Source organism: Rhizobium sp. RU35A, assembly GCF_900156005.1.
GTDB lineage: Bacteria > Pseudomonadota > Alphaproteobacteria > Rhizobiales > Rhizobiaceae > Neorhizobium > Neorhizobium straminoryzae.
The window spans coordinates 44,499-68,247 of record NZ_FTMR01000012.1 but is presented as its reverse complement, the minus strand read 5'-3'; the positions used below and the strand labels follow the sequence as shown (position 1 = coordinate 68,247).

25 protein-coding genes are annotated in these 23,749 nt (G+C 64.0%); 16 read left to right on the top strand and 9 right to left on the bottom strand.

Annotated features, from left to right (window positions below; translation table 11 throughout):
- Positions 1-206: 206 nt before the first annotated feature.
- The 6 genes from lptC (at position 207) to ptsN (ending at position 5,372) form a co-directional block, all read left to right on the top strand.
- A complete protein-coding gene (gene lptC, locus F3H95_RS22300) occupies positions 207-887 on the top strand; it encodes an LPS export ABC transporter periplasmic protein LptC (RefSeq protein ID WP_149747615.1) in 681 nt (226 codons plus the stop codon).
- Positions 884-1,450, top strand: coding sequence for an LptA/OstA family protein (locus tag F3H95_RS22295; RefSeq protein ID WP_149747614.1), 567 nt, complete (start codon positions 884-886; stop codon positions 1,448-1,450). Before lptC ends, F3H95_RS22295 begins: the two co-directional genes overlap by 4 nt.
- Positions 1,451-1,470: 20 nt before the next feature.
- Positions 1,471-2,265 carry an LPS export ABC transporter ATP-binding protein gene (gene lptB / locus F3H95_RS22290; RefSeq protein WP_143127923.1) on the top strand — a complete coding sequence of 265 codons (795 nt, stop codon included), beginning with the start codon at positions 1,471-1,473 and terminating at the stop codon, positions 2,263-2,265.
- A 154-nt stretch (positions 2,266-2,419) separates the two neighbouring features.
- Complete coding sequence (gene rpoN, locus F3H95_RS22285; protein WP_143127924.1) at positions 2,420-3,970, top strand: RNA polymerase factor sigma-54; 1,551 nt, start codon at positions 2,420-2,422, stop codon at positions 3,968-3,970.
- Positions 3,971-4,270: 300 nt separating this feature from the next.
- A complete protein-coding gene (gene raiA, locus F3H95_RS22280) occupies positions 4,271-4,843 on the top strand; it encodes a ribosome-associated translation inhibitor RaiA (protein WP_149747613.1) in 573 nt (190 codons plus the stop codon).
- Between the two features lie 64 nt (positions 4,844-4,907).
- Entirely contained in the window at positions 4,908-5,372 is a 465-nt protein-coding gene (ptsN, locus tag F3H95_RS22275; protein WP_149747612.1) for a PTS IIA-like nitrogen regulatory protein PtsN, read from the top strand.
- Positions 5,373-5,459: 87 nt separating this feature from the next.
- On the opposite strand, the gene grpE is transcribed toward ptsN, so the two are convergent.
- Together grpE and hrcA are read right to left on the bottom strand one after the other, a co-directional pair.
- On the bottom strand, positions 5,460-6,092 hold the full coding sequence (grpE, locus tag F3H95_RS22270; RefSeq protein WP_149747611.1) for a nucleotide exchange factor GrpE: 633 nt from the start codon (positions 6,090-6,092) through the stop codon (positions 5,460-5,462).
- A gap of 111 nt (positions 6,093-6,203) precedes the next feature.
- Positions 6,204-7,292, bottom strand: coding sequence for a heat-inducible transcriptional repressor HrcA (hrcA, locus tag F3H95_RS22265; protein WP_149747610.1), 1,089 nt, complete (start codon positions 7,290-7,292; stop codon positions 6,204-6,206).
- A gap of 174 nt (positions 7,293-7,466) precedes the next feature.
- Between hrcA and rph the strand changes: the two genes are divergently transcribed.
- From rph to F3H95_RS22240, 5 genes are read left to right on the top strand one after another with little or no spacing between them, the layout of a single operon-like run.
- The gene (gene rph / locus F3H95_RS22260; protein WP_149747609.1) at positions 7,467-8,183 is read left to right on the top strand and encodes a ribonuclease PH; all 717 of its coding nucleotides are present in this window, start codon (positions 7,467-7,469) and stop codon (positions 8,181-8,183) included.
- 12 nt (positions 8,184-8,195) lie between these two features.
- Complete coding sequence (locus F3H95_RS22255; RefSeq protein ID WP_149747608.1) at positions 8,196-8,603, top strand: VOC family protein; 408 nt, start codon at positions 8,196-8,198, stop codon at positions 8,601-8,603.
- Positions 8,604-8,612: 9 nt separating this feature from the next.
- Positions 8,613-9,257, top strand: coding sequence for an RdgB/HAM1 family non-canonical purine NTP pyrophosphatase (rdgB, locus tag F3H95_RS22250; protein WP_149747607.1), 645 nt, complete (start codon positions 8,613-8,615; stop codon positions 9,255-9,257).
- 3 nt (positions 9,258-9,260) lie between these two features.
- Positions 9,261-10,439 carry a radical SAM family heme chaperone HemW gene (hemW, locus tag F3H95_RS22245; RefSeq protein WP_149747606.1) on the top strand — a complete coding sequence of 393 codons (1,179 nt, stop codon included), beginning with the start codon at positions 9,261-9,263 and terminating at the stop codon, positions 10,437-10,439.
- A 25-nt stretch (positions 10,440-10,464) separates the two neighbouring features.
- Positions 10,465-11,202: a class I SAM-dependent methyltransferase gene (locus tag F3H95_RS22240; protein WP_149747605.1), complete on the top strand. Its 738-nt coding sequence runs from the start codon at positions 10,465-10,467 to the stop codon at positions 11,200-11,202.
- 5 nt (positions 11,203-11,207) lie between these two features.
- Here the strand turns inward: F3H95_RS22240 and F3H95_RS22235 are convergent, their stop codons facing one another.
- Positions 11,208-12,131 carry a DMT family transporter gene (locus tag F3H95_RS22235; RefSeq protein ID WP_149747604.1) on the bottom strand — a complete coding sequence of 308 codons (924 nt, stop codon included), beginning with the start codon at positions 12,129-12,131 and terminating at the stop codon, positions 11,208-11,210.
- Between the two features lie 212 nt (positions 12,132-12,343).
- On the opposite strand from F3H95_RS22235, the gene gcvA reads away from it, so the two are divergent.
- Positions 12,344-13,234 (top strand): transcriptional regulator GcvA, encoded by an 891-nt coding sequence (gene gcvA / locus F3H95_RS22230; protein ID WP_149747603.1) that lies wholly within the window; start codon positions 12,344-12,346, stop codon positions 13,232-13,234.
- A 61-nt stretch (positions 13,235-13,295) separates the two neighbouring features.
- On the opposite strand, the gene F3H95_RS22225 is transcribed toward gcvA, so the two are convergent.
- The 4 genes from F3H95_RS22225 to mutM form a co-directional block, all read right to left on the bottom strand.
- Complete coding sequence (locus F3H95_RS22225; protein WP_149747602.1) at positions 13,296-13,889, bottom strand: methyltransferase domain-containing protein; 594 nt, start codon at positions 13,887-13,889, stop codon at positions 13,296-13,298.
- Between the two features lie 31 nt (positions 13,890-13,920).
- Positions 13,921-15,501 (bottom strand): chromosomal replication initiator protein DnaA, encoded by a 1,581-nt coding sequence (dnaA, locus tag F3H95_RS22220; RefSeq protein WP_149747601.1) that lies wholly within the window; start codon positions 15,499-15,501, stop codon positions 13,921-13,923.
- An 842-nt stretch (positions 15,502-16,343) separates the two neighbouring features.
- The gene (gene rpsT, locus F3H95_RS22215; protein ID WP_143125823.1) at positions 16,344-16,610 is read right to left on the bottom strand and encodes a 30S ribosomal protein S20; all 267 of its coding nucleotides are present in this window, start codon (positions 16,608-16,610) and stop codon (positions 16,344-16,346) included.
- A 210-nt stretch (positions 16,611-16,820) separates the two neighbouring features.
- Entirely contained in the window at positions 16,821-17,711 is an 891-nt protein-coding gene (gene mutM, locus F3H95_RS22210) for a bifunctional DNA-formamidopyrimidine glycosylase/DNA-(apurinic or apyrimidinic site) lyase (RefSeq protein WP_149747600.1), read from the bottom strand.
- A gap of 145 nt (positions 17,712-17,856) precedes the next feature.
- Between mutM and ubiE the strand changes: the two genes are divergently transcribed.
- The 3 genes from ubiE (at position 17,857) to coaBC (ending at position 21,611) form a co-directional block, all read left to right on the top strand.
- Positions 17,857-18,633 (top strand): bifunctional demethylmenaquinone methyltransferase/2-methoxy-6-polyprenyl-1,4-benzoquinol methylase UbiE, encoded by a 777-nt coding sequence (ubiE, locus tag F3H95_RS22205; protein ID WP_149747599.1) that lies wholly within the window; start codon positions 17,857-17,859, stop codon positions 18,631-18,633.
- Between the two features lie 66 nt (positions 18,634-18,699).
- Positions 18,700-20,274 (top strand): 2-polyprenylphenol 6-hydroxylase, encoded by a 1,575-nt coding sequence (gene ubiB, locus F3H95_RS22200; RefSeq protein ID WP_149747598.1) that lies wholly within the window; start codon positions 18,700-18,702, stop codon positions 20,272-20,274.
- A 116-nt stretch (positions 20,275-20,390) separates the two neighbouring features.
- Complete coding sequence (coaBC, locus tag F3H95_RS22195; protein ID WP_149747597.1) at positions 20,391-21,611, top strand: bifunctional phosphopantothenoylcysteine decarboxylase/phosphopantothenate--cysteine ligase CoaBC; 1,221 nt, start codon at positions 20,391-20,393, stop codon at positions 21,609-21,611.
- A gap of 3 nt (positions 21,612-21,614) precedes the next feature.
- Here coaBC and F3H95_RS22190 read toward each other — a convergent pair whose 3' ends face one another.
- Together F3H95_RS22190 and F3H95_RS22185 are read right to left on the bottom strand one after the other, a co-directional pair.
- Complete coding sequence (locus F3H95_RS22190) at positions 21,615-22,142, bottom strand: chromate transporter (RefSeq protein WP_143125828.1); 528 nt, start codon at positions 22,140-22,142, stop codon at positions 21,615-21,617.
- Entirely contained in the window at positions 22,139-22,705 is a 567-nt protein-coding gene (locus F3H95_RS22185; protein ID WP_149747596.1) for a chromate transporter, read from the bottom strand. Before F3H95_RS22185 ends, F3H95_RS22190 begins: the two co-directional genes overlap by 4 nt.
- A 100-nt stretch (positions 22,706-22,805) precedes the next feature.
- Between F3H95_RS22185 and F3H95_RS22180 the strand changes: the two genes are divergently transcribed.
- The gene (locus F3H95_RS22180) at positions 22,806-23,744 is read left to right on the top strand and encodes a LysR family transcriptional regulator (RefSeq protein WP_149747595.1); all 939 of its coding nucleotides are present in this window, start codon (positions 22,806-22,808) and stop codon (positions 23,742-23,744) included.
- Positions 23,745-23,749: the final 5 nt, after the last annotated feature.

Sequence of the window (23,749 nt, the reverse complement as noted above, 5' to 3'; positions counted from 1 at the left end):
TGTCCCCTTCGGGACCTCGCTTCCCCTTGCGGGGTCGATTCGCTGGCCGTGATCCTGCCATGTCAGAACAGGGGGTTTACACGAAATTGTGTCGGTCGTTATTGTTTGTTGATGGATTAAAGCCATATTGGAGGTGGAGGAAGCCTGCCCGCAGGCTCCCGTCAGGCTTGCGCGAGATGTTTTGCGCAAGGATTCAAAAGGTTTCAATGCTTCAGACCACCACACACGTGCAGGATATCGCGCTCAACGAGCGACGCGCCGCCGCCTATCGGTCGGCGCTTGCCCACTCGCGCCGTGTTCAGCGCCTGCGCGTCCTGCTTCCGGTCGCCGCCGCCGTGATTTCGGCGGCCTTCATCGGGGTTTCCTTCGTGCGCGCCTATCTGCCGGAAAACCTGACGATCCAGAGCGCCACGATCGAGGACGGCAAGATCGTCATGGAAAGCCCCGCCATGGCCGGGCGCAATGCAAAGGGCATCAGCTATTCACTCACCGCCACGCGCGCCCTCCAGGACGTCGCCAAGCCCGACATGATCGAGCTTGAGAACGTCAAGGCCGCCGTGCCGCTAAATGCCGACGTGATTGCCCGCGTGGTGGCGAGCGCGGGCCTGTTCGACCGTTCGGCCGACAGGCTGAACATGACCCATCCCTTCACCGTCAATCTCAGCAACGGCATCAGCGCCGAATTCCAGTCTGCCTTCATCGACGTGCCGCAGAGCATGATGGAATCGAACACGCCGGTGCGGATTACAACCGACAAGGCGTCGATTGTTGCACAGTCGATGAAGATGTCGGATAAGGGACATACCATTACCTTCGCGGGTCAGGTCCAGGTCAATCTGGCGGGCGCCGCACTCCGCAACCAAGGCAAACCGAGCCCGGCCCCATGACCCTTCGCCGCCCCACCGCACGTCTCTCCGCAACCCGGCTGATCACCGGCCTCGCGCTTGTCTGTCTCGCCACCGGCGCCGCAGCCCAGAGCACCACGAAAAAGATGGATGGCATGAAGCTGTCCAACGACCAGCCCATCCAGATCCAGAGCGATCAGCTGCAGATCAAGGACGAGGAAAAGAAGGCCTATTTCACCGGCAATGTGCAGGTGGTGCAGGGCGGGACGACCATGCATTCCGGCACCATGACGGTGCTCTACAAGGGTGAAGGCACCACGGTTTCGAGCGGCCAGACCGATATCGACAAGATCTTCATGGATGACAAGGTCGTGCTGACCTCCGGTACCCAGCAGGCCAGCGCCGACAATGGCGTCTTCGATATGGCAAGCCAGACCTTCGTGCTGACCGGCAAGCAGGTGGTGCTGTCCGATGGTCCCAACGTCTTCCGCGGCTGCAAGCTGACGGTGCACATGGAGACCGGCGAAGCCAAGCTGGATGCCTGCGGTGGCCGCGTCGAGATCATGCTCGATCCGAAGTCGCGCCCGCAGCAGCCGAAGCAGTAGAAACGAGACCGAACGGCCCGATGTCCCTGTTTTCCCGGCGTCCCAAGAAGGACGCATCCGACGTCTTCGATCCCAGCGACAAGGCGCGCTATGAAGGCACGCTGATCGCCCACAACCTGTCGAAGACATACGACACGCGTCGTGTCGTCAACGGCGTGTCGATGGTCGTCCGCCGTGGCGAAGCCGTCGGCCTGCTGGGGCCGAACGGCGCCGGCAAGACCACCTGTTTCTACATGATCACAGGCCTTGTAGGCGTTGACGAGGGCATGATCGCCATCGACGGCAATGACGTGACCCGCATGCCGATGTATCGCCGTGCCCGCCTTGGCGTCGGCTACCTGCCGCAGGAAGCCTCGATCTTTCGCGGACTGACGGTCGAACAGAACATCCGCGCCGTGCTGGAAGTGCATGAACGCGATACCGCAAAGAGGGAACGCAAGCTCGACGAGCTTCTGGAGGAATTCCACATCAGCCGGCTGCGCAAGTCGCCGGCGGTGGCGCTGTCCGGCGGCGAACGCCGTCGTCTGGAAATCGCCCGCGCACTCGCCACCGATCCGGCCTTCATGCTGCTCGACGAGCCCTTTGCCGGCGTCGACCCGATCTCGGTATCCGACATTCAAAACCTTGTGCGTCACTTGACGGCGCGCGGCATTGGCGTTCTGATTACGGACCATAACGTGCGTGAAACGCTTGGCCTCATCGATCGCGCCTACATTATCCATGCGGGCGAGGTTCTGACGCATGGCCGGGCTGACGACATCGTCAACAATGCCGATGTCCGCCGCCTGTATCTCGGTGACAAGTTCAGTCTCTGACACAAACCTGACAAGAAATTCTCCCGCAGCCCGCCGGGGCGCTTGACCAAAACTCCTAAAAAAGCAATTTTTGGGCCAAGTGCTCCTCGCGGCACCCGTTCCCAGCAAAAGAAGGGTGCGCGACGGAGGATCTGTAGGGAGTTCAGCGTCCATCATGGCATTGTCAGCCAGCCTCGTCCTGCGCCAGAGCCAATCCCTTGTGATGACGCCGCAGCTGATGCAGTCCATCCAGCTGCTGCAGATGACCCATCTTGAGCTCAACACCTTCCTGGCCCAGGAAGTGGAAAAGAATCCGCTGCTGGAATTTGCGTCAAATGACGGCGAAACAGGCAGCGACGGCACCGATTCCGGCGAAGCCTATGGCGATGGGCCGGCAGGCGCCGAAGGCCCGGACCAGACCGGCGACGGCGGCGACTGGTTCGACAACGGCTCGGCCCAGCCCGACCAGCTCAACGAGCGGCTGGGCGCCGATTTCGAGAACGTCTTCCAGGATGATGGCGCGGAGCGCCGGCCCGATGCGCCGGAGCTGATGAGCCAGTGGAAGTCGATGCCCGGCGGCGAGGCCGGTGAAAGCTTCGATCTCGATGATTTTGTCGCGGGCGAAGTGACGCTGAAGGACCACCTGACACGCCAGGCGCCCTTTGTGCTCACCGGCGCGGTTGCACAGCTGATTGGCCAGCATCTGATCGACCAGCTGGACGAGAACGGCTACCTGCAGGGCGATCTCGACGAGACGGCCGAGCGGCTCGGAACCGATCGCGCCACGGTGGAAGCGACGCTCTCGGCGCTCCAGACGCTCGATCCCCCCGGCGTCTTCGCCCGCTCGCTCAGCGAATGCCTGGCGATCCAGCTTGCCCAGAAGGATCGCCTCGATCCGGCCATGCAGGCGCTGCTCTCCCATCTCGAGCTGCTGGCCAAGCGGGATTTCGCCAGCCTGCGCAAGATCTGCGGCGTGGATGACGAGGATCTGCTCGACATGATGGGCGAGATCCGGGCCCTCAATCCGCGCCCGGGCAGCGGCTTCCAGACCGGCGTTTCCGAGGCGATCCTGCCGGACATCGTGGTGCGGGAAGGCAGCGATGGGGGCTGGCTGGTGGAGCTGAACCCCGACGCACTGCCACGCGTGCTTGTCAACCAGACCTATTTCCAGGCGGTGTCGAAGGCAGCCCCGCGCGGCAGCGAGGACCAGGCCTTCCTCTCCGAATGCCTGCAGACCGCCAACTGGCTGACGCGCAGCCTTGACCAGCGCGCCCGCACCATCCTCAAGGTCGCGACCGAAATCGTACGCCAGCAGGACGCCTTCCTGCGCCACGGCGTCGATCATTTGCGTCCGCTCAACCTGAAAACTGTGGCCGATGCGATCAAGATGCACGAATCGACCGTCAGTCGCGTCACCTCGAACAAGTACATGCTGACCCCGCGGGGCCTGTTCGAGCTGAAATACTTCTTCACGGTGTCCATCAGCTCGGCCGAGGGCGGCGACAGCCATTCGGCGGAAGCGGTGCGCCATCGCATCCGCATGCTGATCGAGAAGGAATCGCCCGATGCGGTGCTCTCCGACGACGATATCGTGCTCAGCCTCAAGAACGGCGGCGTGGAACTGGCGCGGCGCACCGTCGCCAAGTATCGCGAGGCGATGAACATCCCCTCCTCTGTCCAGCGGCGGCGCGAAAAGCGGGCGCTGGCCAAGCTCGCCGCCTGCTGAGGGCGCAACGAATCACCCCAGACTTTGGTTGCATGGACAGCGCGTCATCGATGCATTTGCGCCCGTCGGGCGATTCGCCTGCGATCACGTTCCGCAGCGAAACCCCGATCATCGTTGACTTTGGCGGCCCCTGCGGCTAGAAGCGCGCCGCACCGGCAATCAGGAAGGGCCACCGACGGTAACGCCCGGTAAAGGGCATTCGAAATTCAATTCGGCTAAGCCTCGCGAGAGACGCTTGGATGAGTGGGCCGCTTGACGTAGACTGACACCCGTAAGTCACGACAAGAAGGAAAAAATTCCATGAGTGTGCGTGTATCCGGAAAACATATGGAAATCGGCGATGCGTTCAGAACGCGCATTGAGGACCATATCAGGGAGGCGGTTACAAAGTACTTTGACGGGGGCTATGCGGGGCAGGTGATTGTCGAGAAGGCGAGTTCACGCTTCACGACGGATTGCAGGCTTCATCTCGACACCGGCGTCGTGCTGCACGCGACGGGCGAGGCGACCGACCCGCAGCTGAGCTATGACGCGGCTGCGGAGCGCATCGAGAAGCGCCTGCGCCGCTATAAGCGCAAGCTGCGCGATCACCATGCTGGCGCAACCCAGAACGGCTATGCGGAAATCGCCTATACGGTGGTGGACAGCGTACCGGATGAGACAGACGAGGTGCCGGACGATTTTGCGCCGACGATCGTGGCGGAAAGCTCCAAGCCTCTGAGGACCATGACGGTCGCAACCGCCGTGATGGCGCTCGACATGACTGATGAACCGGTGCTGTTCTTCCGCAATCCGGGCCAGCAGTTGAACATCGTTTACCGCCGCAATGACGGCAATATTGGCTGGATCGACGCCGCCAGTATCAAGGGATAAGCCTGACGGGAGTGCCTGCGGGCACTCCCATACCCCCTCCATAGGGGGCAGAAGGATGGAAAGAATGGCGTTGGCAGACCTGCTGCAGCAAGATGCGATAATCCCCGCCCTCAAGGTGAACTCCAAGAAGCAGTTGCTGCAGGACCTGGCAGCCCGGGCCTCCAAGCTGACGGGTGTGCCGGAGCGGGAAATCTTCGATGTCATTCTCCAGCGCGAGCGGCTTGGTTCCACCGGGGTCGGCCACGGGATTGCCATCCCGCATGGCAAGCTCGGCAGCATCGGCGCCATCCAGGGCCTGTTTGCCCGCCTGGAAACACCCGTCGATTTCGAGGCACTGGATGACGAGCCGGTGGATCTCGTCTTCCTGCTTCTCGCCCCGGAAGGGGCTGGCGCCGATCACCTGAAGGCATTGTCGCGCATTGCGCGCGTGCTGCGCGATCAGGACCTGGTCGCCAAGCTGCGCGCCACCGATTCGGCTTCCGCCATCTATGCCTTCCTGACGGAAGAGCAGGCCTCCAACGCGGCCTGATCGACAACAGAATATCCCAGACGACAGAAGGCCCCGCCTCCAGTCCGGAGGCGGGGCCTTCTCTTGTGAATCAGGGCTTTCGGGCCATCAGCCCTTGTCGGCCTCGGCTTCGGCGGCCGGCGCATCCGCCTTCGGGCCGCCCTTGGAAACGCCCACCATGGCTGGCCGCAGCACGCGCTCGCCGATGACATAGCCGGCCTGCACCACCTGCAGCACCGTGTTGTTCGGCACCGTGGTATTGGGAATTTCGAACATCGCCTGATGGAAGTTCGGATCGAACTTCTGGCCTTCCGGTTCCAGCTTGCGCACGCCGTGACGCTCCAGCGCCGACAGCATGGCGCGCTCGGTCATGTCGACGCCTTCGATCAGCGCCGTCAGGCCAGCATTGCCGCTTTCCGTCGCTTCGGCGGGAATGGACTCCAGCGCGCGGCGCAGATTGTCGGATACGGCCAGCATGTCGCGGGCAAACGCGGTCACGGCATAGGACTTGGCATCCTTCACGTCGCGCTCGGTGCGGCGACGCAGATTGTCCATTTCTGCGGCAAGCCTCAGGAAGCGGTCGCGCAGTTCCAGGTTTTCCGCCTTCAGCGCCTCGATCGGATCGGGGGCCGGCGCCTCGGCGGCATCTGCCGCATGCTCATCCTGGGCAGCGGATACGGCCTCGGCCGCAAGATCCTGTTCTGCCGCGTCAGGTCCGTTCTTGTTGGTTTCGTCGGTCATGACGGTCTCCGGTAGAGGGTTGAAATTTGAGCCCGATATCGAGGTTTGCACCCGAAAAATCAAGGCTGAAGCCGATCAAAGGCGACAGCCTCGAACCGGCGGTCGATGGGACTAGAGCGGTTTGCGGGTCAGGCGCGCGAGAAGCTGGGCGGTATAGTCCACCATCGGCACGATGCGCGCATAGTTCAGCCGCGTCGGACCGATGACGCCGACGGCGCCGACGATGCGGTCCTCCTCGTCGCGATAGGGTGCAACGATCAGCGAGGAGCCGGAAAGCGAGAAAAGCTTGTTTTCCGAACCGATGAAAATGCGCACGCCCGGCCCGCTTTCGGCGAGATCGAGGATCTCGATCAGGCTGTCCTTCTTCTCGAGATCGTCGAACAGCAGGCGCAGGCGGTCGATGTCCTGACCGTCCGCCACGCCTTCGAGCAGGTTGGCGCGGCCGCGCACGATGAGGCGGGCGGGCTTGCCCTCCTCGCTGTCACCGGCCCAGATGGCAAGGCCCCGCTCAACGAGATCACGCGACAGGGTGTCGAGCTCCGACTGCACCTGATGCTTCAAGCTCTGCAACTGGCTGCGCAGTTCCGGCAGCGTCTGGCCGGCCAGATGCGCATTGAGGAAATTGGCCGCTTCCGTCAGCTGCGAGGAGGTGACGCCGGCCGGCAGGTCGATGATGCGGTTTTCCACCTGGTTGTGGTCGCCGACCAGAATGGCGAGCGCCTTGGTCGGCTCCAGACGGATGAATTCCACATGCTTCAGCACCGTATCGCTCTTGGCGGTGATGACGATGCCGGCTCCGCGCGACACGCCGGAGAGCATCCGGCTCGCCTCCGTCATCAGGCTTTCCATCGGCTGGGTGCGGTCGAGCGGGCGGATCTGCCGCTCGATGCTTTCCTGCTCGGCAACCGAAAGATCGCCCACCTGCATGAAGGCATCGACGAAGAAGCGCAGCCCGCTCTGGGTCGGCAGCCGGCCGGCGCTCACATGCGGAGAATAGATGAGGCCAAGCTCTTCCAGATCGCTCATCACGTTGCGCACGGAGGCTGGCGACAGCGACATGGGCAAGAGGCGCGAGAGATTGCGCGAGCCGAGCGGCTCTCCGGTTTCCAGATAGCTCTCGACGATGCGGCGGAAGATCTCGCGCGAGCGCTCATCGAGCATGGAAGTACCGTCCCTTCCTCCCGATGTATGAAGACCCATCTGACGCATTTCACCTTATCTTTGTCCTGGATGACACGAATATAGTGTGTCTTGCCGCATTGGCAAAAGGGAAATCGAAGCCCGTCGCATGCTGCCCGATCGTCGCCCGGTTTTTCTTTGCAAAAGCGCCCCCATCGCCGTAAGACGCCATCACGGAACCGTCAGGAGAACGAGATGCGACCCTCAGGCAGAAAAACCGACCAGATGCGCAAAGTCAGCTTCGAACGCAATGTTTCGAAGCATGCCGAGGGCTCCTGTCTGGTGAAGTTCGGCGACACCCATGTGCTGGTGACCGCAAGCCTTGAGGACAAGACGCCGCCGTGGCTGCGCAATTCCGGCAAGGGCTGGGTGACGGCCGAATACGGCATGCTGCCGCGCGCCACCGGCGAGCGCATGAAGCGCGAGGCCGCCTCCGGCAAGCAGGGCGGCCGCACCCAGGAAATCCAGCGTCTGATCGGTCGTTCGTTGCGCGCCGTCGTCGATCTGGAAGCACTTGGCGAACGCCAGATCACCGTGGATTGCGACGTCATCCAGGCCGATGGCGGCACCCGCACGGCCTCCATCACCGGTGCCTGGATTGCGCTGCATGACTGCCTGAAGTGGATGGAAGCCCGCAACATGGTGAAGGTGGAGCGCGTGCTGAAGGATCACATCGCAGCCATTTCCTGCGGCATCTTCGCCGGCCAGCCGGTAATCGACCTCGATTATCTCGAGGATTCCGCCGCCGAAACCGATGCCAACTTCGTCATGACGGGGGCCGGCGGCATCGTGGAAGTCCAGGGCACGGCCGAAGGCAAGCCCTTTTCGCGCGACGAACTTCTGACCCTGCTCGATCTCGCCGCCGCCGGGACGGCTGAACTGGTCGAGATGCAGAAGCAGGCGATTGCCTGACGGGAGGCGACGATGATCGAAGGCGTGCTGGAAACAGCCCTCTATGTCGACGACCTCGACAAGGCCGAAGCCTTTTATAGCGGCGTGCTGGGGCTTGCCCCCATCCGGCGCAATGGCGACCGGCACATCTTCTATCGTTGCGGCTCCGGCATATTGCTGATCTTCAATGCCGTGGAAACCCTGAAGCCCTTGCCATCAGGCTCCCTGGACGTTCCGCGACACGGCACGACGGGGCCGGGCCATGCCTGCTTCCGCGTCACCGGCAATGATCTCGATGCCATGGCCGATACGCTGAAGCAGGCCGGCATTGCCCTGGAATCAACCGTCACCTGGCCGAACGGCGCCCGATCCATCTATTTCCGCGATCCTGCCGGAAACAGCCTGGAATGCGCCGAGCCACGTCTGTGGGATCTCGAATAGGACAAGCCTATGCGCAAGCTCGATAGCCGCACCATCATCGTTGCCAGCCACAATGCCGGCAAGATCCGCGAAATCGCCGACCTGATCGGCCCCTTCGGCTTTTCGGCAAAGTCGGCCGCAGAGCTGAACTTCGTGGAACCCGACGAGACCGGAACCACCTTCGAAGAAAACGCCGCGATCAAGGCGCTCGCCTCGGCGAAAGCCGCCGGCCTTCCCGCGCTGTCGGACGATTCCGGTCTGGTGATCGACGCACTCGATGGCGCACCCGGCGTCTATACCGCCAACTGGGCCGAGACGGCGGACGGCACGCGCGATTTCGCCATGGCCATGGCCAAGGTGGAGCAGGCACTGGCCGACAAGGGTGCACTGACGCCTGAAACCCGCACCGCCCGCTTCGTCAGCGTGCTCTGCCTGGCCTGGCCGGATGGCCACACCGAAATGTTCCGCGGCGAAGTGGAAGGCGTCATCGCCCCTGCCCCGCGCGGCATGGCCGGTTTCGGCTACGACCCGATCTTCCAGCCGAAGGGCTATGACACCACCTTCGGCGAAATGAGCGCCGAGGAAAAGCATGGCTGGAAGCGTGGCGATGCGGAAGCGCTGTCGCACCGTGCCCGCGCCTTCAAGATCTTTGTCGAAACCTGCCTGGAAGGCTGACCCTTGCTGACCGACGCCCCTCTCTTGCAAGATACCGGCGAACCGGGCTTCGGTCTTTACGTTCACTGGCCGTTCTGCGCGGCCAAGTGTCCCTATTGCGACTTTAACAGCCATGTGCGCCACCAGCCGGTGGATCAGGCCCGCTTTGCGGCGGCCTTTCTCCGGGAAATGGATGCAATGCGGGCGCTGTCTGGCCCGCGCACCGTCACCAGTATCTTCATGGGCGGCGGCACGCCCTCGCTGATGGAGCCGGCGACCGTCGAGGCGATCCTCGACGGCATTGCCGCGCGCTGGCACGTGCCGGCCGGCATCGAGGTGACGATGGAGGCCAATCCCTCCAGCGTCGAGGCCGAGCGTTTTCGGGGCTACCGGGCCGCCGGCGTCAACCGGGTGTCGCTCGGCGTGCAGGCGCTGAACGACCGCGACCTGAAATTCCTCGGCCGACTGCATGACGTGGCGGACGCGCTGAAGGCGATCCGGCTGGCGCGCGAGATCTTTCCGCGCATGAGCTTCGACCTGATCTATGCCCGGCCGGGCCAGACGGTAGAGGCCTGGGAAGCGGAGCTTCGGGAGGCGGTGTCCTATGCCGTCGATCATCTCTCGCTCTATCAGCTGACCATCGAGGAGGGCACGCCCTTCTTCGGCCTGCACAAGGCCGGCAAGCTGGTGGTGCCGGATGGCGACCAGTCGGCAGAGCTCTACGAGGCGACGCAGGCAATCACCGAAGGCTTCGGCATGCCCGCCTACGAGGTTTCCAACCACGCAAAGCCCGGCGCCGAAAGCCGGCACAACCTGACCTACTGGCGCTATGGCGATTATGCCGGCATCGGCCCCGGCGCGCATGGCCGGCTGACACGCGGCGGCATGAAGCTTGCGACCGCGACGGAGCGCAAGCCCGAGGCCTGGCTGGAACAGGTGGAGCAGACCGGTCACGGCATGGTGGACGAGGAAATGCTCGACCGCAGCGAACAGGCCGACGAACTGCTGCTGATGGGCCTTCGCCTGCGCGAGGGCATCGATCTCATCCGCTGGCGGGAACTGTCGGGCCGCGATCTCGATCCGGACCGCGAAGCCTTTTTACTGGAACACGGTTTTCTGGAGCGCCTCGGCAATTCGCGCATCCGCTGCACACCCGCCGGCATGCTGATCCTCGATGCCGTGGTGGCGGACCTCGCCAGCTGAGAACGGGCCGGAAAGGAGCTACGACATGTGCGTGGATGATGCCTTTGCCCGTCACGACATGGCGATCCTCTACGATGCCTTCAACGCCCATGGCGAGGATGGCCCCTTCTATCTGAAGCTTTCGAAGGAACCCTGCCGCATTCTCGATGTCGGCTGCGGCACCGGCCTGATCACCATACCGCTTGCCTCCCAAGGCCACCGCGTCACCGGCGTCGAGCCGGGCGCCGGCATGCTGGCCGTCGCGCGCGCCAAGCCGGGGGCCGAACAGGTCGACTGGATTGCCGCGACGGCGGCGACGTTCCGCAGCGACGAGCGCTTCGACCTTGCCATCATGACCGCACATGTCTTCCAGGTGTTTCTCGATGATGCGGCGACGCTGGCGGCCCTTGCCAATATTCGCCGGCACCTTGCCCCCGGCGGCCGCCTCGTCTTCGAAAGCCGCAATCCGCTGATGCGGGCCTGGGAGGGCTGGACCGCCGACAAGACCCGCCGGGCGGCCGTGGTCGATGGCATCGGCTCCGTCGTGGTCTCCTACCAGTGGCGCAAGGTCGATGGTGACCGCGTCACCTTCGATGCGGTCTTCACGCTGGAGGTCACCGGCGAGCAGCGGGCAAGCGAAAGCACGCTGCGCTTTCCCGCCCGCGAGACGATCGAACGTCTGGTGCGGCAGGCGGGCTTTTCCGGGGTCGACTGCCGCGGCTGGTGGGACGGCTTACCCTATCGCGACGACAGCCCCGAAATCATCGTCACCGCCATCGCCTGAGAACATCAGGAGGTGGTGCGCGGGGTGAGCAGCCGCCGCCACAGCCGTCCATCGATGGCGGCAAGCCCAATACCGATCAGCACGAGGCCGACGAGATGGCGCAGCGCCAGCTGTTCGCCGAGCACCACGGCACTCAGCAGGATGGCGCTCGGCGGGATCAGAATGGTCACCAGCATCAGATTGGTGGCGCCGGCGGTCGCCAGAATGCGGAAGAACAGGATATAGGCGACCGCCGTCGAGAGCAGCGCAAGGGCGAGCAAGGCCGCCCATGTCTCGGCACCACCGGCCGGCAGCGTCCACGGCCGCTCGACGACAAGCGTCACCGGCAGAAGCAGGATCGCCGAGGCCGTGACCTGTCCCGCCGCCGGCAGGATGGGCGCAAGCCCCATGCGGCGAAAGCGCCGGCCGAAAATGCCGGCAAAGGCGTAGGAGACGGCGGCCGCCAGCGCGGCAAGTTCTCCCCACAGCGCCCCGCCCACATGGCCGAACACCGAGGGACCGATCATCCAGACGACCCCGGCAATGCCGATCACCACGCCCGCCAGCCGGTTGACCGTCAGCTTTTCGTCCGTCGTCAGAAAATGCGCGACGATGACGCCGAACAGCGGCGTCGTGGCGTTCAGAATGGCGGCCAGGCCGCTCGCAATATGGGTCTGGCCCCAGACGATCAGGGTAAAGGGCAGCGCATTGTTCAGAAGGCCCATGCCGAAGAAGGCGAGCCAGACATCACGCCGCCGTGGAACCGCGATGCCGGAAAAACGCACGAAGAGCCAGAGCGCCGCCGCGGCCAGGATCACGCGGGCCGTCACGATGGTCAGCGGGGGCCAGGTCTGTACCAGAATGCCGTTGAACAGGAAGGAGCCGCCCCACAAGAGCGACAGGCCGCCCATCATGCCCCATTCGGCAAGTCCCATTTCCTTGGTGGCCATCCCCGTCTCCTCTTGCTGTGCGGCCATGATGCGGGATTATCCGCTCGCACGCCACCCGTTTCCTGCGACACCCATCGACGAGGAAATTTCGCTCCTCCGATGACACGCTCCCCTTGACCAGAGCCCAGAGCGCCCTGTTAGATGGTCTTAGGCGACCATCGTGGCCGGATCAAACGAGCAAATTTCGGTTTATGATCGAGTTTTTCTAAAGCATGTCGGAACAGCTTCCCTCCCTGTCCTCGCTCCGCGCCTTCGAGGCGGCCGCGCGTCATCTCAGCATGACGCGGGCGGGCGAAGAACTGCATGTGACGGCCGGCGCCGTCAGCCTGCAGGTGCGCGAACTGGAAGCCAATCTGGGGCTTGCCCTCTTCGAACGCCATCCGCGGCGCCTGGAACTGACCGCGGCCGGGCAGGATTATGCCACCGCGTTGCGTTCAGCGTTTCGCCTGATCCGTCAGGCGACCGACACGGTGCGGGCCCATGCCCGCCCCGACATCGTGACGCTGAGCTGCACCACGGGCTTTGCGGTGCACTGGCTGATGCCGCGGCTGGACGCGTTTCAGGCGGCACATCCCGCCATCGACCTGCGCTTCGGCACCACGGCGCGCCTCGTCGATTTCCGCGCAGATAGCGTGGCGCTGGCCGTTCGCCACGGGCTCGGCGCCTATCCGGGCCTGATCTCGGAAAAGCTGGTGAAGGACGATCTGGTCGTCGTCGCAAGCCCGGAGCGGGCGGCACGCCTCGGCCCCGAGCCCGCGGCGCGGCAACTCTCGGACGAGACGCTGATCCATGACGCAGGCCGCAACGACTGGCGCCTGTGGCTGGAGGCAGAAGGCGCGCTGGACGTGGACTGGCGGCGCGGGCCGGTAATCGCCCCGGACAGCAATGGCGCAATTGAAACCGCACGCGCCGGGCTCGGTTTCGCGCTGGTCCGCGAAAGCTTCGCGGCGGCCGATCTCGCAGCGGGGCGTCTGGTGGCGCCCTTCCGGCGCAGCATCGCCAGCCGCTTTGCCTATTACCTCGTCTATCCGCCGGACGCGCTGGATCGCGCCTCGGTGCGCACGGTGCGCGACTGGCTGCGCGCGGAAGCGGACCACGTCTGATACGACGTCATGAGGGCCTCCGGACTCACGTTCGGGAAATGGTCTTTACGGCCGACCGAGTTCACGCCTCAGCGAAAACGTGCAGCCACGGCGTGGGCACGCCATCGTAACCGGAGCCGTCTGCCGCCTCGATCGCGACATCCGTCCAGCCCACCCCATAGGTCGTGCGCAAAAAGGCTTCGTCGGGATAGTTGAAATAGCGCCCGAAGCGATCGACGCCCTCGCCATGCCCTGCCTTGTAGCTCGCATAGAACAGACCGCCGGGCTTCATCGCCCGCCGGATGCGCCCGAGAATGTCGGGAAGGTCCGTCCGCGGCACATGCAGCAGGCAGGCATTGGCCCAGACCCCGTCATAGACCGCCACCGCCTCGATCGCGTCGAAGGGCAGGACGGAGACGGGAATGCCGAGCCGTGCCGCAGCTTCCGCCGCCATTTCGGCAATGCCGTCGGTTGGATGCACATCGAGCCCTTGCGAAATCATCCAGGCGCTCTCGCGCCCGCTGCCGCAGCCAAGCTCCAGCACGCACCCGCCAGCCGGAAGACGGTCGGCGAAGCGCTGCAGGTTGGGAGAGGCCGGATAGACGCCGGTATCGGCGGCATAGGTCGCCGCCTGATCGGCATAGAAGGCGGCGGTCGTTCCGCTTGTTTCAGTCATCCCGCCCCCTTCCTGCAATCCGGCTGTCCGATCAGGCGTTGTTTTCGTTGATCAGGCGCTTCAGCAGCTCGATCTCATGGCTCAGCTTGGTATCGCCCGAGATCAGCTCCTCGATCTTGCGCACGGCATGCAGCACCGTCGTATGGTCACGCCCGCCGAACCGACGGCCGATTTCCGGGAAGGAGCGCGGCGTCAGCGTCTTCGACAGATACATGGCGATCTGGCGCGGCTTGACGATGACGCGCGTGCGGCGGTTCGACACCAGTTCCTGGCGCGACACGTTGTAGTGACGGGCGACGATGCGCTGGATGTCCTCGATGCGCACGCGCTTGGCTTCGCCGGCCCCGACCAGATGCGCCAGAAGCTCGTCGACACGCTCGAGCGACAGTTCCGGCTCGAAGGAGCGGCGGAAGATCAGCTGGTTGAAGGCGCCTTCCAGCTCGCGGCCGGAATTGGCGACATTGCGCGCAACATGGCTCAGGATCTCGTCCGGGATATCGAGCGCCGGGTCGTCCTGACGGGCGATCTCCAGACGGCGCTTCAGCATTTCGAAGCGCATTTCGTAATCCGGAACTTCCATTTCGATGGCAACGCCGCCCTGCAGGCGTGAGCGCACGCGCGGGTCGAGCGATTCCAGCTCCCAGGGCGCGCGATCTGCGGCAACCACCACCTGCTTGGCGCTGTCGAGCAGCATGTTGAGCAGATGGCAGAACTCGTTCTGGATCATCTTGCCCTGCAGGAACTGCATGTCGTCGATGATCAGGAGATCAATGTTGCGCAGCGATTCCTTCAGCGTCAGCGCGTCATTGTCGCGGATGGCGGTGGCAAAGCGCCACATGAAGTATTCGGCGGTCAGATAGACAACGCGCGGCATGCGCGAGGAGCCGACGGCGGCATTGGCGATCGCCTGCAGAAGATGCGTCTTGCCGAGGCCGACATTCGAATGAATGAACAGCGGGTTGAAGCGCACGGCGCTGGCGCCGGCTTCGGCAATCGTCTTGGCAGCGGCAAGCGCTACGCGGTTCGACGGGCCTTCCACATAGGTGTCAAAGGTATAGCGGCTGTCGAGCGGCGAACCAAACAGCGGGCCGGCAGCGGTGCTGCGCGGTGCCGAAGAGGGCTGTGCCGGCTGGGGCGCGCTCTGGAAGGCGGCAATCTGGCCGATCTCGCGCGGCTGGCTTGGCCGGCGCACCGGCTGAGCAGGAGCCGTTTCGACCACCGGCGCGGCACGCTCTTCCGTCGCGGGACGGGCGGCGGCGCGGCTTGCGGTGCGCACGAGGATCTCGACCTTGAGGATCTCGGCGTCTTCCGCCTGGAAGATGGTGGTGATGAGGTCCAGGTAACGGTTGTTGATCCAGGACTTCAGAAAGGTGGTGGGAACGCTGAGGCGTACCACGCTCTTGGAAACGGAATGAAGCTTGAGGCGACCAAACCAGCTGGCATAGACCTCCGGACCTACTTGAGCCTTCAGACGTGCACTGAACCGCTCAAATAGAGCATCCTGCTTCATTTCGGATTTTTCCCCTGCCGTCTGGGAGCAAACTGAACCGAAAGTCTCAGACGCCTGGGTCCCACTCTCCAGCGCCCGGGCCGATACCGTATTCATCTGCATTCTGTGCCGCCTTCTCATGTTTCGTCCAGCGGTCGACCTCGGGTCGCCCGCCAGGTAAGTTTTTTGTTCTGGTGCAGCCGCTTGCGGTTCTCCTCGTAAGAACCGGGCACGACCACAAGTGTTTCTCCTCCCGCTCGCTGGCGGGACTGACGAACCGGACAGGCCGATCCGTCAGACGGCGCTTCCCCATGCGCCTCTCAGGTTCGTTTCCCCCGAAAAGGATTGCGAACCCGCATTCACCCATCACTCCTCTTCCACTGCGGCGCCCCCGCAAGTGGCACAAAGAGGCCTGCCCGGAATCGCCACGATTACCGGCACACAACCTCAAGTTACGTGAAAGAACGGGAAGTCACCTTGACCCGTCGCAAGTGCCGAAAGGCGGATGAGCCCGTTTCCGGTCCGTCATCTGCGGCTTTCAGGGAGTGTCCCGCGCCCCTTGCTGAGGTTCATTAAGGCAGGATCGGGGGGGGAGATCAACGATGAATTTTACGCAAAATTAATGGCCGAGCGTTGACTCTGAGGGCCCGATTTGACTCAAAAACAGGCTCTGGAGAAGAATCTCAATCGAATCAAAGAGATTCAAAAATGCCACAGTCGAGCATGCTCTATGAAGGGTCGAAAATAAAAATTCGCTTGACTCACGGGGCGGGGGGACAGGTCCGTCACAATCGGATGCCCCTTGAGGCATCCTCGGCCAAGTAATTGAAATTAAATAATTTTTTCTGTCACGCCAATGTCATTGGACGGTCAAAATGACCCGACCCCAAGTTCTGACGGATGAGAATCACGAAAAGCCCGGTCAGAGACCGGGCTTCAAATGTGACAGTCAATTGTGACGGGTTTTAGGCCGAAAGGGCCTTCACGCGCTGCGCGAGGCGAGACACCTTGCGGGAGGCGGTGTTGCGATGCAGAACACCCTTGGTGGCCGCACGCTGGATTTCCGGCTGGGCGGCGCGGAGAGCTTCCGCAGCCTGTGCCACATCACCCGATGCAATGGCTTCTTCAACCTTACGGATGAAGGTACGAACGCGCGAGCGGCGCGCCTTGTTGATGTCGGTGCGGCGTGCGATCTTGCGGGTCGCCTTTTTCGCCGAAGTTGTATTGGCCATTTCTGCCTCTCTTCGAATTCGAACAAAAACTCCGCCGTCGCCGCGCCGGGTCCCTTGCGACCTGTCATCCAGCAATTCGGGAGCAATGGAGGAAGCCGTTCAATGGCTTTCCCAACTGTGGGCGGCGATATAGCTGGAATGCGGGGTCCAGTCAACGCGCATTTTGCACCCTTTTGCCCCGGCCTGACCCGCAAGACGCTGATTTGCGATTCATTTCTGGCAGGCGCCACAGTGGAAGGTGGAGCGTCCGGCCTGGGTCACCCGCAAAACGGTGCCGCCGCAGCCCGGCCGCGTGCATGGCGCCCCTTCCCGGTCATAGACGGCGAAGGTGTGCTGAAAATAGCCGAGCGAGCCATCTGTCTGGATATGATCGCGCAACGAGGAGCCGCCGGCGAGGATCGCGTCGGCGATCACGGCGCGGATGGCTTCCGTCAGCGCGACAAGCTCCGCCTTCGGCCGGCCGGTCGGGGTAACAAGCGTTCCCGCCTTGCGAAGCGGAGAGAGACCGGCGCGCCACAGCGCCTCGCACACATAGATATTGCCAAGCCCGGCAATCACCGTCTGGTCGAGCAGCAGCGTCTTCAGCGGCTGCACGCGATCGCGAAAGCGCGCGGCGAGATAGCCGGCATCCAGGCTGTTGCCGGTCGGCTCCGGCCCAAGGCCGGCAAAGGCAGGATAGAGATCGAGTTGCGTGCGCGACCACAGGTGCATGAAGCCGAAGCGGCGCGGATCGTTGTAGATGACGCTCAACCGCTCGCCCTCACGCTCCAGATGAAAGAGTACGTGGTCGTGCTTTTCATCCTTCGAACGTGCGTGGTGGAACTCGCCCGGCATGTCGGACGCTCCTCCCGCCAGAATGCGGAAGGAGCCGGACATGCCGAGATGGGAAATCACGCTCATACCGTCATCGAGATCGATCAGCAGGTACTTGGCGCGGCGGCCGAGACCGACAATCCGGCGACCGGAAACGCGTTCGGCAAAATTCTCCGGAAAGGGAAAACGCAGGTCCGCCCGGCGTGTCTCCAGCCGCACGATGCGGGCCTTCTCCATCGACGGCGCAAGGCCCCGCCGCACCGTTTCCACCTCTGGCAATTCCGGCATGAGTTCCTAAGTTCCTGTTTCCAACGGCCTGCACAGTCTCTATAGACCAGCGCCATAGTGCCGCAAGCGCGACAAGAGATAGTATCGCCTCGGGGCTTTCGCTATGGTCGCGCCGTGCCAGGAACGAAACGAAGGATGACATGCCATGGCTGACAGCCGGACCTCCGCTGAAGGTGGAATGGAAACCTCCTACGGCTTTCGCGAGGTGGGCGAAGGCGAAAAGCAGGGCCTCGTCAACGAAGTCTTCCACAAGGTGGCCAAGCGCTACGACATCATGAACGACGTGATGTCGGCCGGCCTCCACCGGCTGTGGAAGGATGCGATGGTGGCAAGCCTCAACCCGCGCAAGGACCCCTCCTACAAGGTTCTGGACGTGGCCGGCGGCACCGGCGACATCGCATTCCGCATCGTGGAGGCATCAGGCCGACAGGCACATGCGACCGTGCTCGACATCAACGGCTCGATGCTCGGCGTCGGCGCCGAGCGCGCCGCCAAGCGCAAGCTTTCCGATAATCTCACCTTCGTGGAGGCCAATGCCGAGGAACTGCCCTTCGAGGCGGCCAGCTTCGATGCCTATACGATCGCCTTCGGCATCCGCAACGTGCCGCGCATCGATGTGGCGCTGACGGAAGCCTACCGCGTGCTGAAGCGCGGCGGCCGGCTGCTGGTGCTCGAATTTTCCGAGGTGGAGATGCCGCTTCTCGACCGCATCTATGACGAATGGTCCTTCAGGGCCATTCCGCAGTTCGGCAAGATGATCACCGGCGATGCGGAGCCCTACCAGTACCTGGTGGAATCGATCCGCAAATTCCCCAATCAGGAGGATTTTGCCAAGATGATCCGCAGCGCTGGTTTTTCCCGTGTCAGCTATACGAATTACACCGGCGGCATCGCGGCGCTGCATTCGGGCTGGAAGCTGTAAGAGTGCCTGGCACAGGACCAAACGCGGCGTAGCGGGAAAGGCTGACGGCAGGATGAGGTTTTTCGCATGAGCACGATCGGTGCCTATTTCCGGCTGGCCCGCGTGGGCTGGGTGCTTGTGCGCGAGGGCGTGGTGTCGGCATTGCCGACGCAGGGCCTGCCGCCCGTGGTCGGCCTCGTCAAATCGCTCGCGCAGATCTTTACCCGCCCGGCCTCGATCCAGGAAAGCCGCAGCGTCCGTCTCACCAATGCGGTGGACCGGCTCGGCCCCTCCTATGTGAAGATCGGCCAGTTTCTCGCCACCCGGCCGGATGTGGTGGGTGTGGACTGGGCGCTCGATCTCTCCATGCTGCAGGACCGCATGGCCTTCTTCCCGACGGAGACGGCCAAGGGCGCCATCGAAGCCTCCCTCGGCCGGTCGATCGAGGACCTTTACACCCGCTTCGACGAACCGCTGGCGGCCGCCTCCATCGCCCAGGTGCACCCGGCGGCGGTTGCCTCTGCGGAAGGCGAGCGCAAGGTGGCCGTCAAGGTGGTGCGCCCCGGCGTGCGCCAGCGCTTCGCCCACGACATCGAAAGCATGTACCTGATGTCGCGCATGCAGGAACGCCTGCTGCCGTCCACGCGGCGTCTGAGGCCGGTCGAGGTCACCCGCACGCTGGAACAGACCACCAAGCTGGAGATGGACCTGCGGCTGGAAGCGGCGGCACTCTCGGAAATCGGCGAGAACACCAAAGACGATCCGGGATTCCGCGTGCCGAAGGTGGACTGGGAGCGCACCGGCCGCGACGTCATCACCATGGAGTGGATCGACGGCATCAAGATGTCGAACATCGAGGGCCTGCGCGCCGCCGGCTACGATCTCGAAAAGCTTGCGGAAACGCTGATCCAGTCCTTCCTGCGTCACACGCTGCGCGACGGCTTCTTCCATGCCGACATGCATCCCGGTAATCTGTTCGTCGATCCGGACGGCATCATCGTCGCCGTCGACATGGGCATTGTCGGTCGCCTTGGCAAGAAGGAACGCCGCTTCCTCGCGGAAATCCTCTACGGCTTCATCACCCGCGACTATCTGCGCGTGGCGGAAGTGCATTTCGAGGCCGGCTATGTGCCGTCCCATCATGACGTGGCAAGCTTTGCCCAGGCGATCCGCGCCATCGGCGAGCCGATCCACGGGCAGCCGGCCGAAACCATCTCGATGGCGCGCCTGCTGGCGCTGCTCTTCGAGGTGACCGACCTGTTCGAAATGCAGACACGGCCGGAACTCATCCTGCTGCAGAAGACCATGGTGGTGGTGGAAGGCGTGTCGCGCATGCTCGATCCGCGATTCAACATGTGGCGTGCGGCAGAACCCGTGGTCGGTGGCTGGATCCGTGACAATCTCGGGCCGAAGCGGATCGCGACCGACCTGCGCGATGGCCTGAAGGCCGCCGTCAAGCTGGCGGAAGCGGCACCCGAAATTGCCGCCAAGACCGAAAAATTCCACCAGCAGCTGCTGCACATGACCGAGCACGGCATCCGTTTCGACGGTGAGACGGCCGAAGCGATCGGCAAAGCGGAGGCCAAGCATAGCCGCGGCGGTCGCGCCGCACTCTGGGTGATTGCCGCAACCTTGGTCTACATCGCCTTCCAGCTCAGCTGAGCCGATTGCATGCGGCGCATCAGGTGCTTAGGCTCCGGGACAAGATTGCGGATGACGGGTTTCTGACGGGCGTCGCCCCCTCATCCACACTCCGGGAAGAACACAGGGAGAGGCCCATGGAGCTTCAGGGCAAGCGCATTCTGCTGATCATTTCGGGGGGCATCGCCGCCTACAAGAGCCTGGATCTCATCCGGCGCCTGCGCGAGCGGGGAGCGACCGTCAGGCCGGTGATGAGCCGCGCGGCGCAGGAATTCGTCACGCCCCTTGCGGTCGGCGCGCTGTCGGCAAGTCACGTCTATACGGATCTGTTCTCCCGCGAGGATGAACAGGATGTCGGCCATATCCGGCTGGCCCGCGACTGCGACCTCATCGTCGTTGCCCCCGCCACGGCCGACCTGATGGCAAAGATGGCGCATGGACTGGCGGACGACCTGCCGAGCGCGGTGCTGCTCGCCACCGACCGCCCGGTGCTGGTTGCCCCCGCCATGAACCCGGTGATGTGGAACGCAGCCCCAACGCGCCGCAACGTGGAGACGCTGAAGACGGACGGCATCCACCTGATCGGGCCGATGAAGGGTGAAATGGCCGAAAGCGGCGAAGCCGGCACCGGCCGGATGGCCGAGCCGCTGGAGATCGTTGCGACCGTCGTCGCGCTCCTGTCCCCGCAGCACAAGCCGCTTGCGGGCAAGCGCGCCATCGTCACCTCCGGCCCGACCCACGAGCCGATCGATCCGGTGCGCTACATCGCCAACCGCTCCTCCGGCAAGCAGGGCCATGCGATTGCCGCAGCACTGGCAAGGCTCGGCGCCGAGGTAACGCTCGTCTCCGGTCCCGTCACGATTGCCGATCCGCGCGGGGTAACGGTGCGCCACGTGGAAACCGCCGAAGAAATGCGGGCCGCCGTGCTCTCCTGCCTGCCGGCCGATATTGCCGTGATGGTGGCTGCCGTGGCCGACTGGCGCGTCGTCGGCACGGCCGGCCAGAAGATCAAGAAGCAGTCCGGCGAACCGCCGGCGCCGCTGGTCCTGACCGAAAACCCCGACATCCTGAAGACCATCGGCCATCATGAACAGCGTCCGACGCTCGTGATCGGCTTTGCGGCCGAGACGGAGAATGTCGAGGCGAACGGCCGCAAGAAGCTTGCGGCCAAGGGCGCCGACCTGATCGTCGCCAATGACGTTTCGCCGGACACCGGCATCATGGGCGGCGACCGCAACCGGGTCCGGCTGATCTCCCACGGCGGCGTCGAGGACTGGCCGGAGCTTGGCAAGGATGCGGTGGCAGAGCGTCTGGCCGCGCTGATTGCCGAGCGCCTGAACCAGGGCAAGAGCGACTGAAGCCTAGAAAAAGCTGATGGCGAGTCCGCCAACCGCCCCGAGCGCCAGCACGGCCACCGGATGCGCGCGGGTGAAGACGGAAAGGGCCGCCGTCACGCCGGTCAGGCCCGCCAGCCACCAGCTGGTGGCGGAGGCAGCGGTGATCACCACGGCGCTCGATGCCACAAGCCCCGCCGTCACCGGCAGCAGGCCGGCCTGCACCACCGCGCGCCAGGGGCGGTCACGAAACCGTTCCCAGGCGGAAACGGCCATGCAGGTGATCAGCGAGGAGGGCAGGAACTTGGCCAGCGAACTGACGAGCAGGCCCGGTAGCCCCGCCACGTGCCAGCCGATCAGCGGCACGATCATCATGTTCGGGCCGGGCGCAGCCTGTGCCAGCGCAAAAAGCGCGCTGAATTCCGCCGGCGTCACCCAATGCTGCACCTCCACCACCCGCCGCTGAATTTCCGGCAGCACCGCATAACCGCCGCCGAAGGCCATCAGCGACAATTCGGTAAAGATCAGCGCCAGTGCGATCAGCGTTGCGGTCATTGGCCGAACCTCCAGGCAAGCAGGATCGAGACCGGCGCCAGCACCAGCATGGCCACGATCAGCGGTACGCGCAGCATGGCCACGGCAAAAAACAGCATCAGCACCACCAGAAGCGCCACCGGACGCTTAAGGAGAGGTTTCAGCATCTTCCAGGCCATGCCGATCAGAAGGCCCGCAGAGGCCGCCGCAAGCCCGGCAAACAGGTGCTGCACATGCGCATCGGTGCTGTAGCGGTCGTAGAGCACGCCGAGCACGATGACGAAGGCCGTCGGCACCGCCGTCAGGCCGAGAATGCCGGCCAGGGCGCCGCGCCAGCCGCGAAACTTCATACCGACGGCCACGCTCATGTTGATCACATTGCCGCCCGGCAGGAACTGACAGAGGCCCAGCAGATCGGCGAATTCCTGCGGGCTCAGCCAAGCCTTGTCATCCACCAGCATGCGGCGCGCCAGCGGCAGCACACCGCCAAAGCCAATGAGACCGATACCGAGAAAGCCGGTGAACAGCTGGCGCGTGGTGGGGGCGGAGACGCCGTCCTGCCCCGCTTCTGCAATGGTGGTCATGGTCGAGATTCCTTCAGAGGATGGATTGACGCAGTAGCGCTGCCGGCACCATAAGTCCAATATATCGTTTCAGTCTTTTCCATACGCAAAGGATATGGCAATGATCGAGATGCGCCATCTGCGCTATGCCGTCGCCATTGCCGACGAGGGCCACATGACGCGCGCCGCCGAACGGCTCGGTATTCAGCAGCCGCCGCTCAGCCAGCAGATCCGCGCGCTGGAAACCATGCTGGGCACGCCGCTCTTTCATCGGCTGCCGCGCGGCGTGGTGCCGACGGATGCCGGTACCGTGTTCATCGCACGGGCCCGCCAGATCCTCGCCGACCTGCAGACGGCCGTTGCCGAGACGCACCGCGCCGCACGCGGCGAAACCGGCACGCTGTCCATCGGGTTTACCAGTTCGGCCGCCTTTCATCCGCTGGTCTCGTCTGCCGTACGCGCGCTGCGCCTCTCCTGGCCGGACCTGTCGCTGCGGCTGGAAGAAGGCGCGACCGACGAACTGACCGCGGATCTTCTGGCCGGTCGGCTCGATGTCGCCTTCCTGCGCGGCACGACGCTGGAGGCCGCGGCCCTTTCCATCGCGCCGGTACACCGGGAAGACATGCTGCTGGCGCTGCCGGACGACCATCCGCTGGCGCACCCTCCGGGCATCGATCCGCCGGAGCCGGTCGATCTCGCGGATCTTTCGGCCGAAACCTTCATTCTCTACCGGCGGCAGAGCGGCCAGGGTCTCTACGACCGCATCATCGCCGCCTGCCAGCGGGCAGGCTTCAGCCCCAGAGTGGCGCAGGAGGCCCCGAAACTCGCCTCCACGCTCAGCCTTGTCGCCGCCGGGCTCGGCCTGTCGATCATTCCGGAATCCATGGCACGGCTGGAAACCTCGGGGATCGCCTATCGCCGCTTTTCCGCAAGCGCCGGCCTCGTCGCGCCTCTCTATCTCGCATGGCGCAGGGAGCCTGCCCGCGCCGCGCTCGATCATCTCGTGCGGGAGGTGAAGGCCCGTGCCGTCGTTGACGGCCAGCCCCTCCCCCCGGACTGATGGTG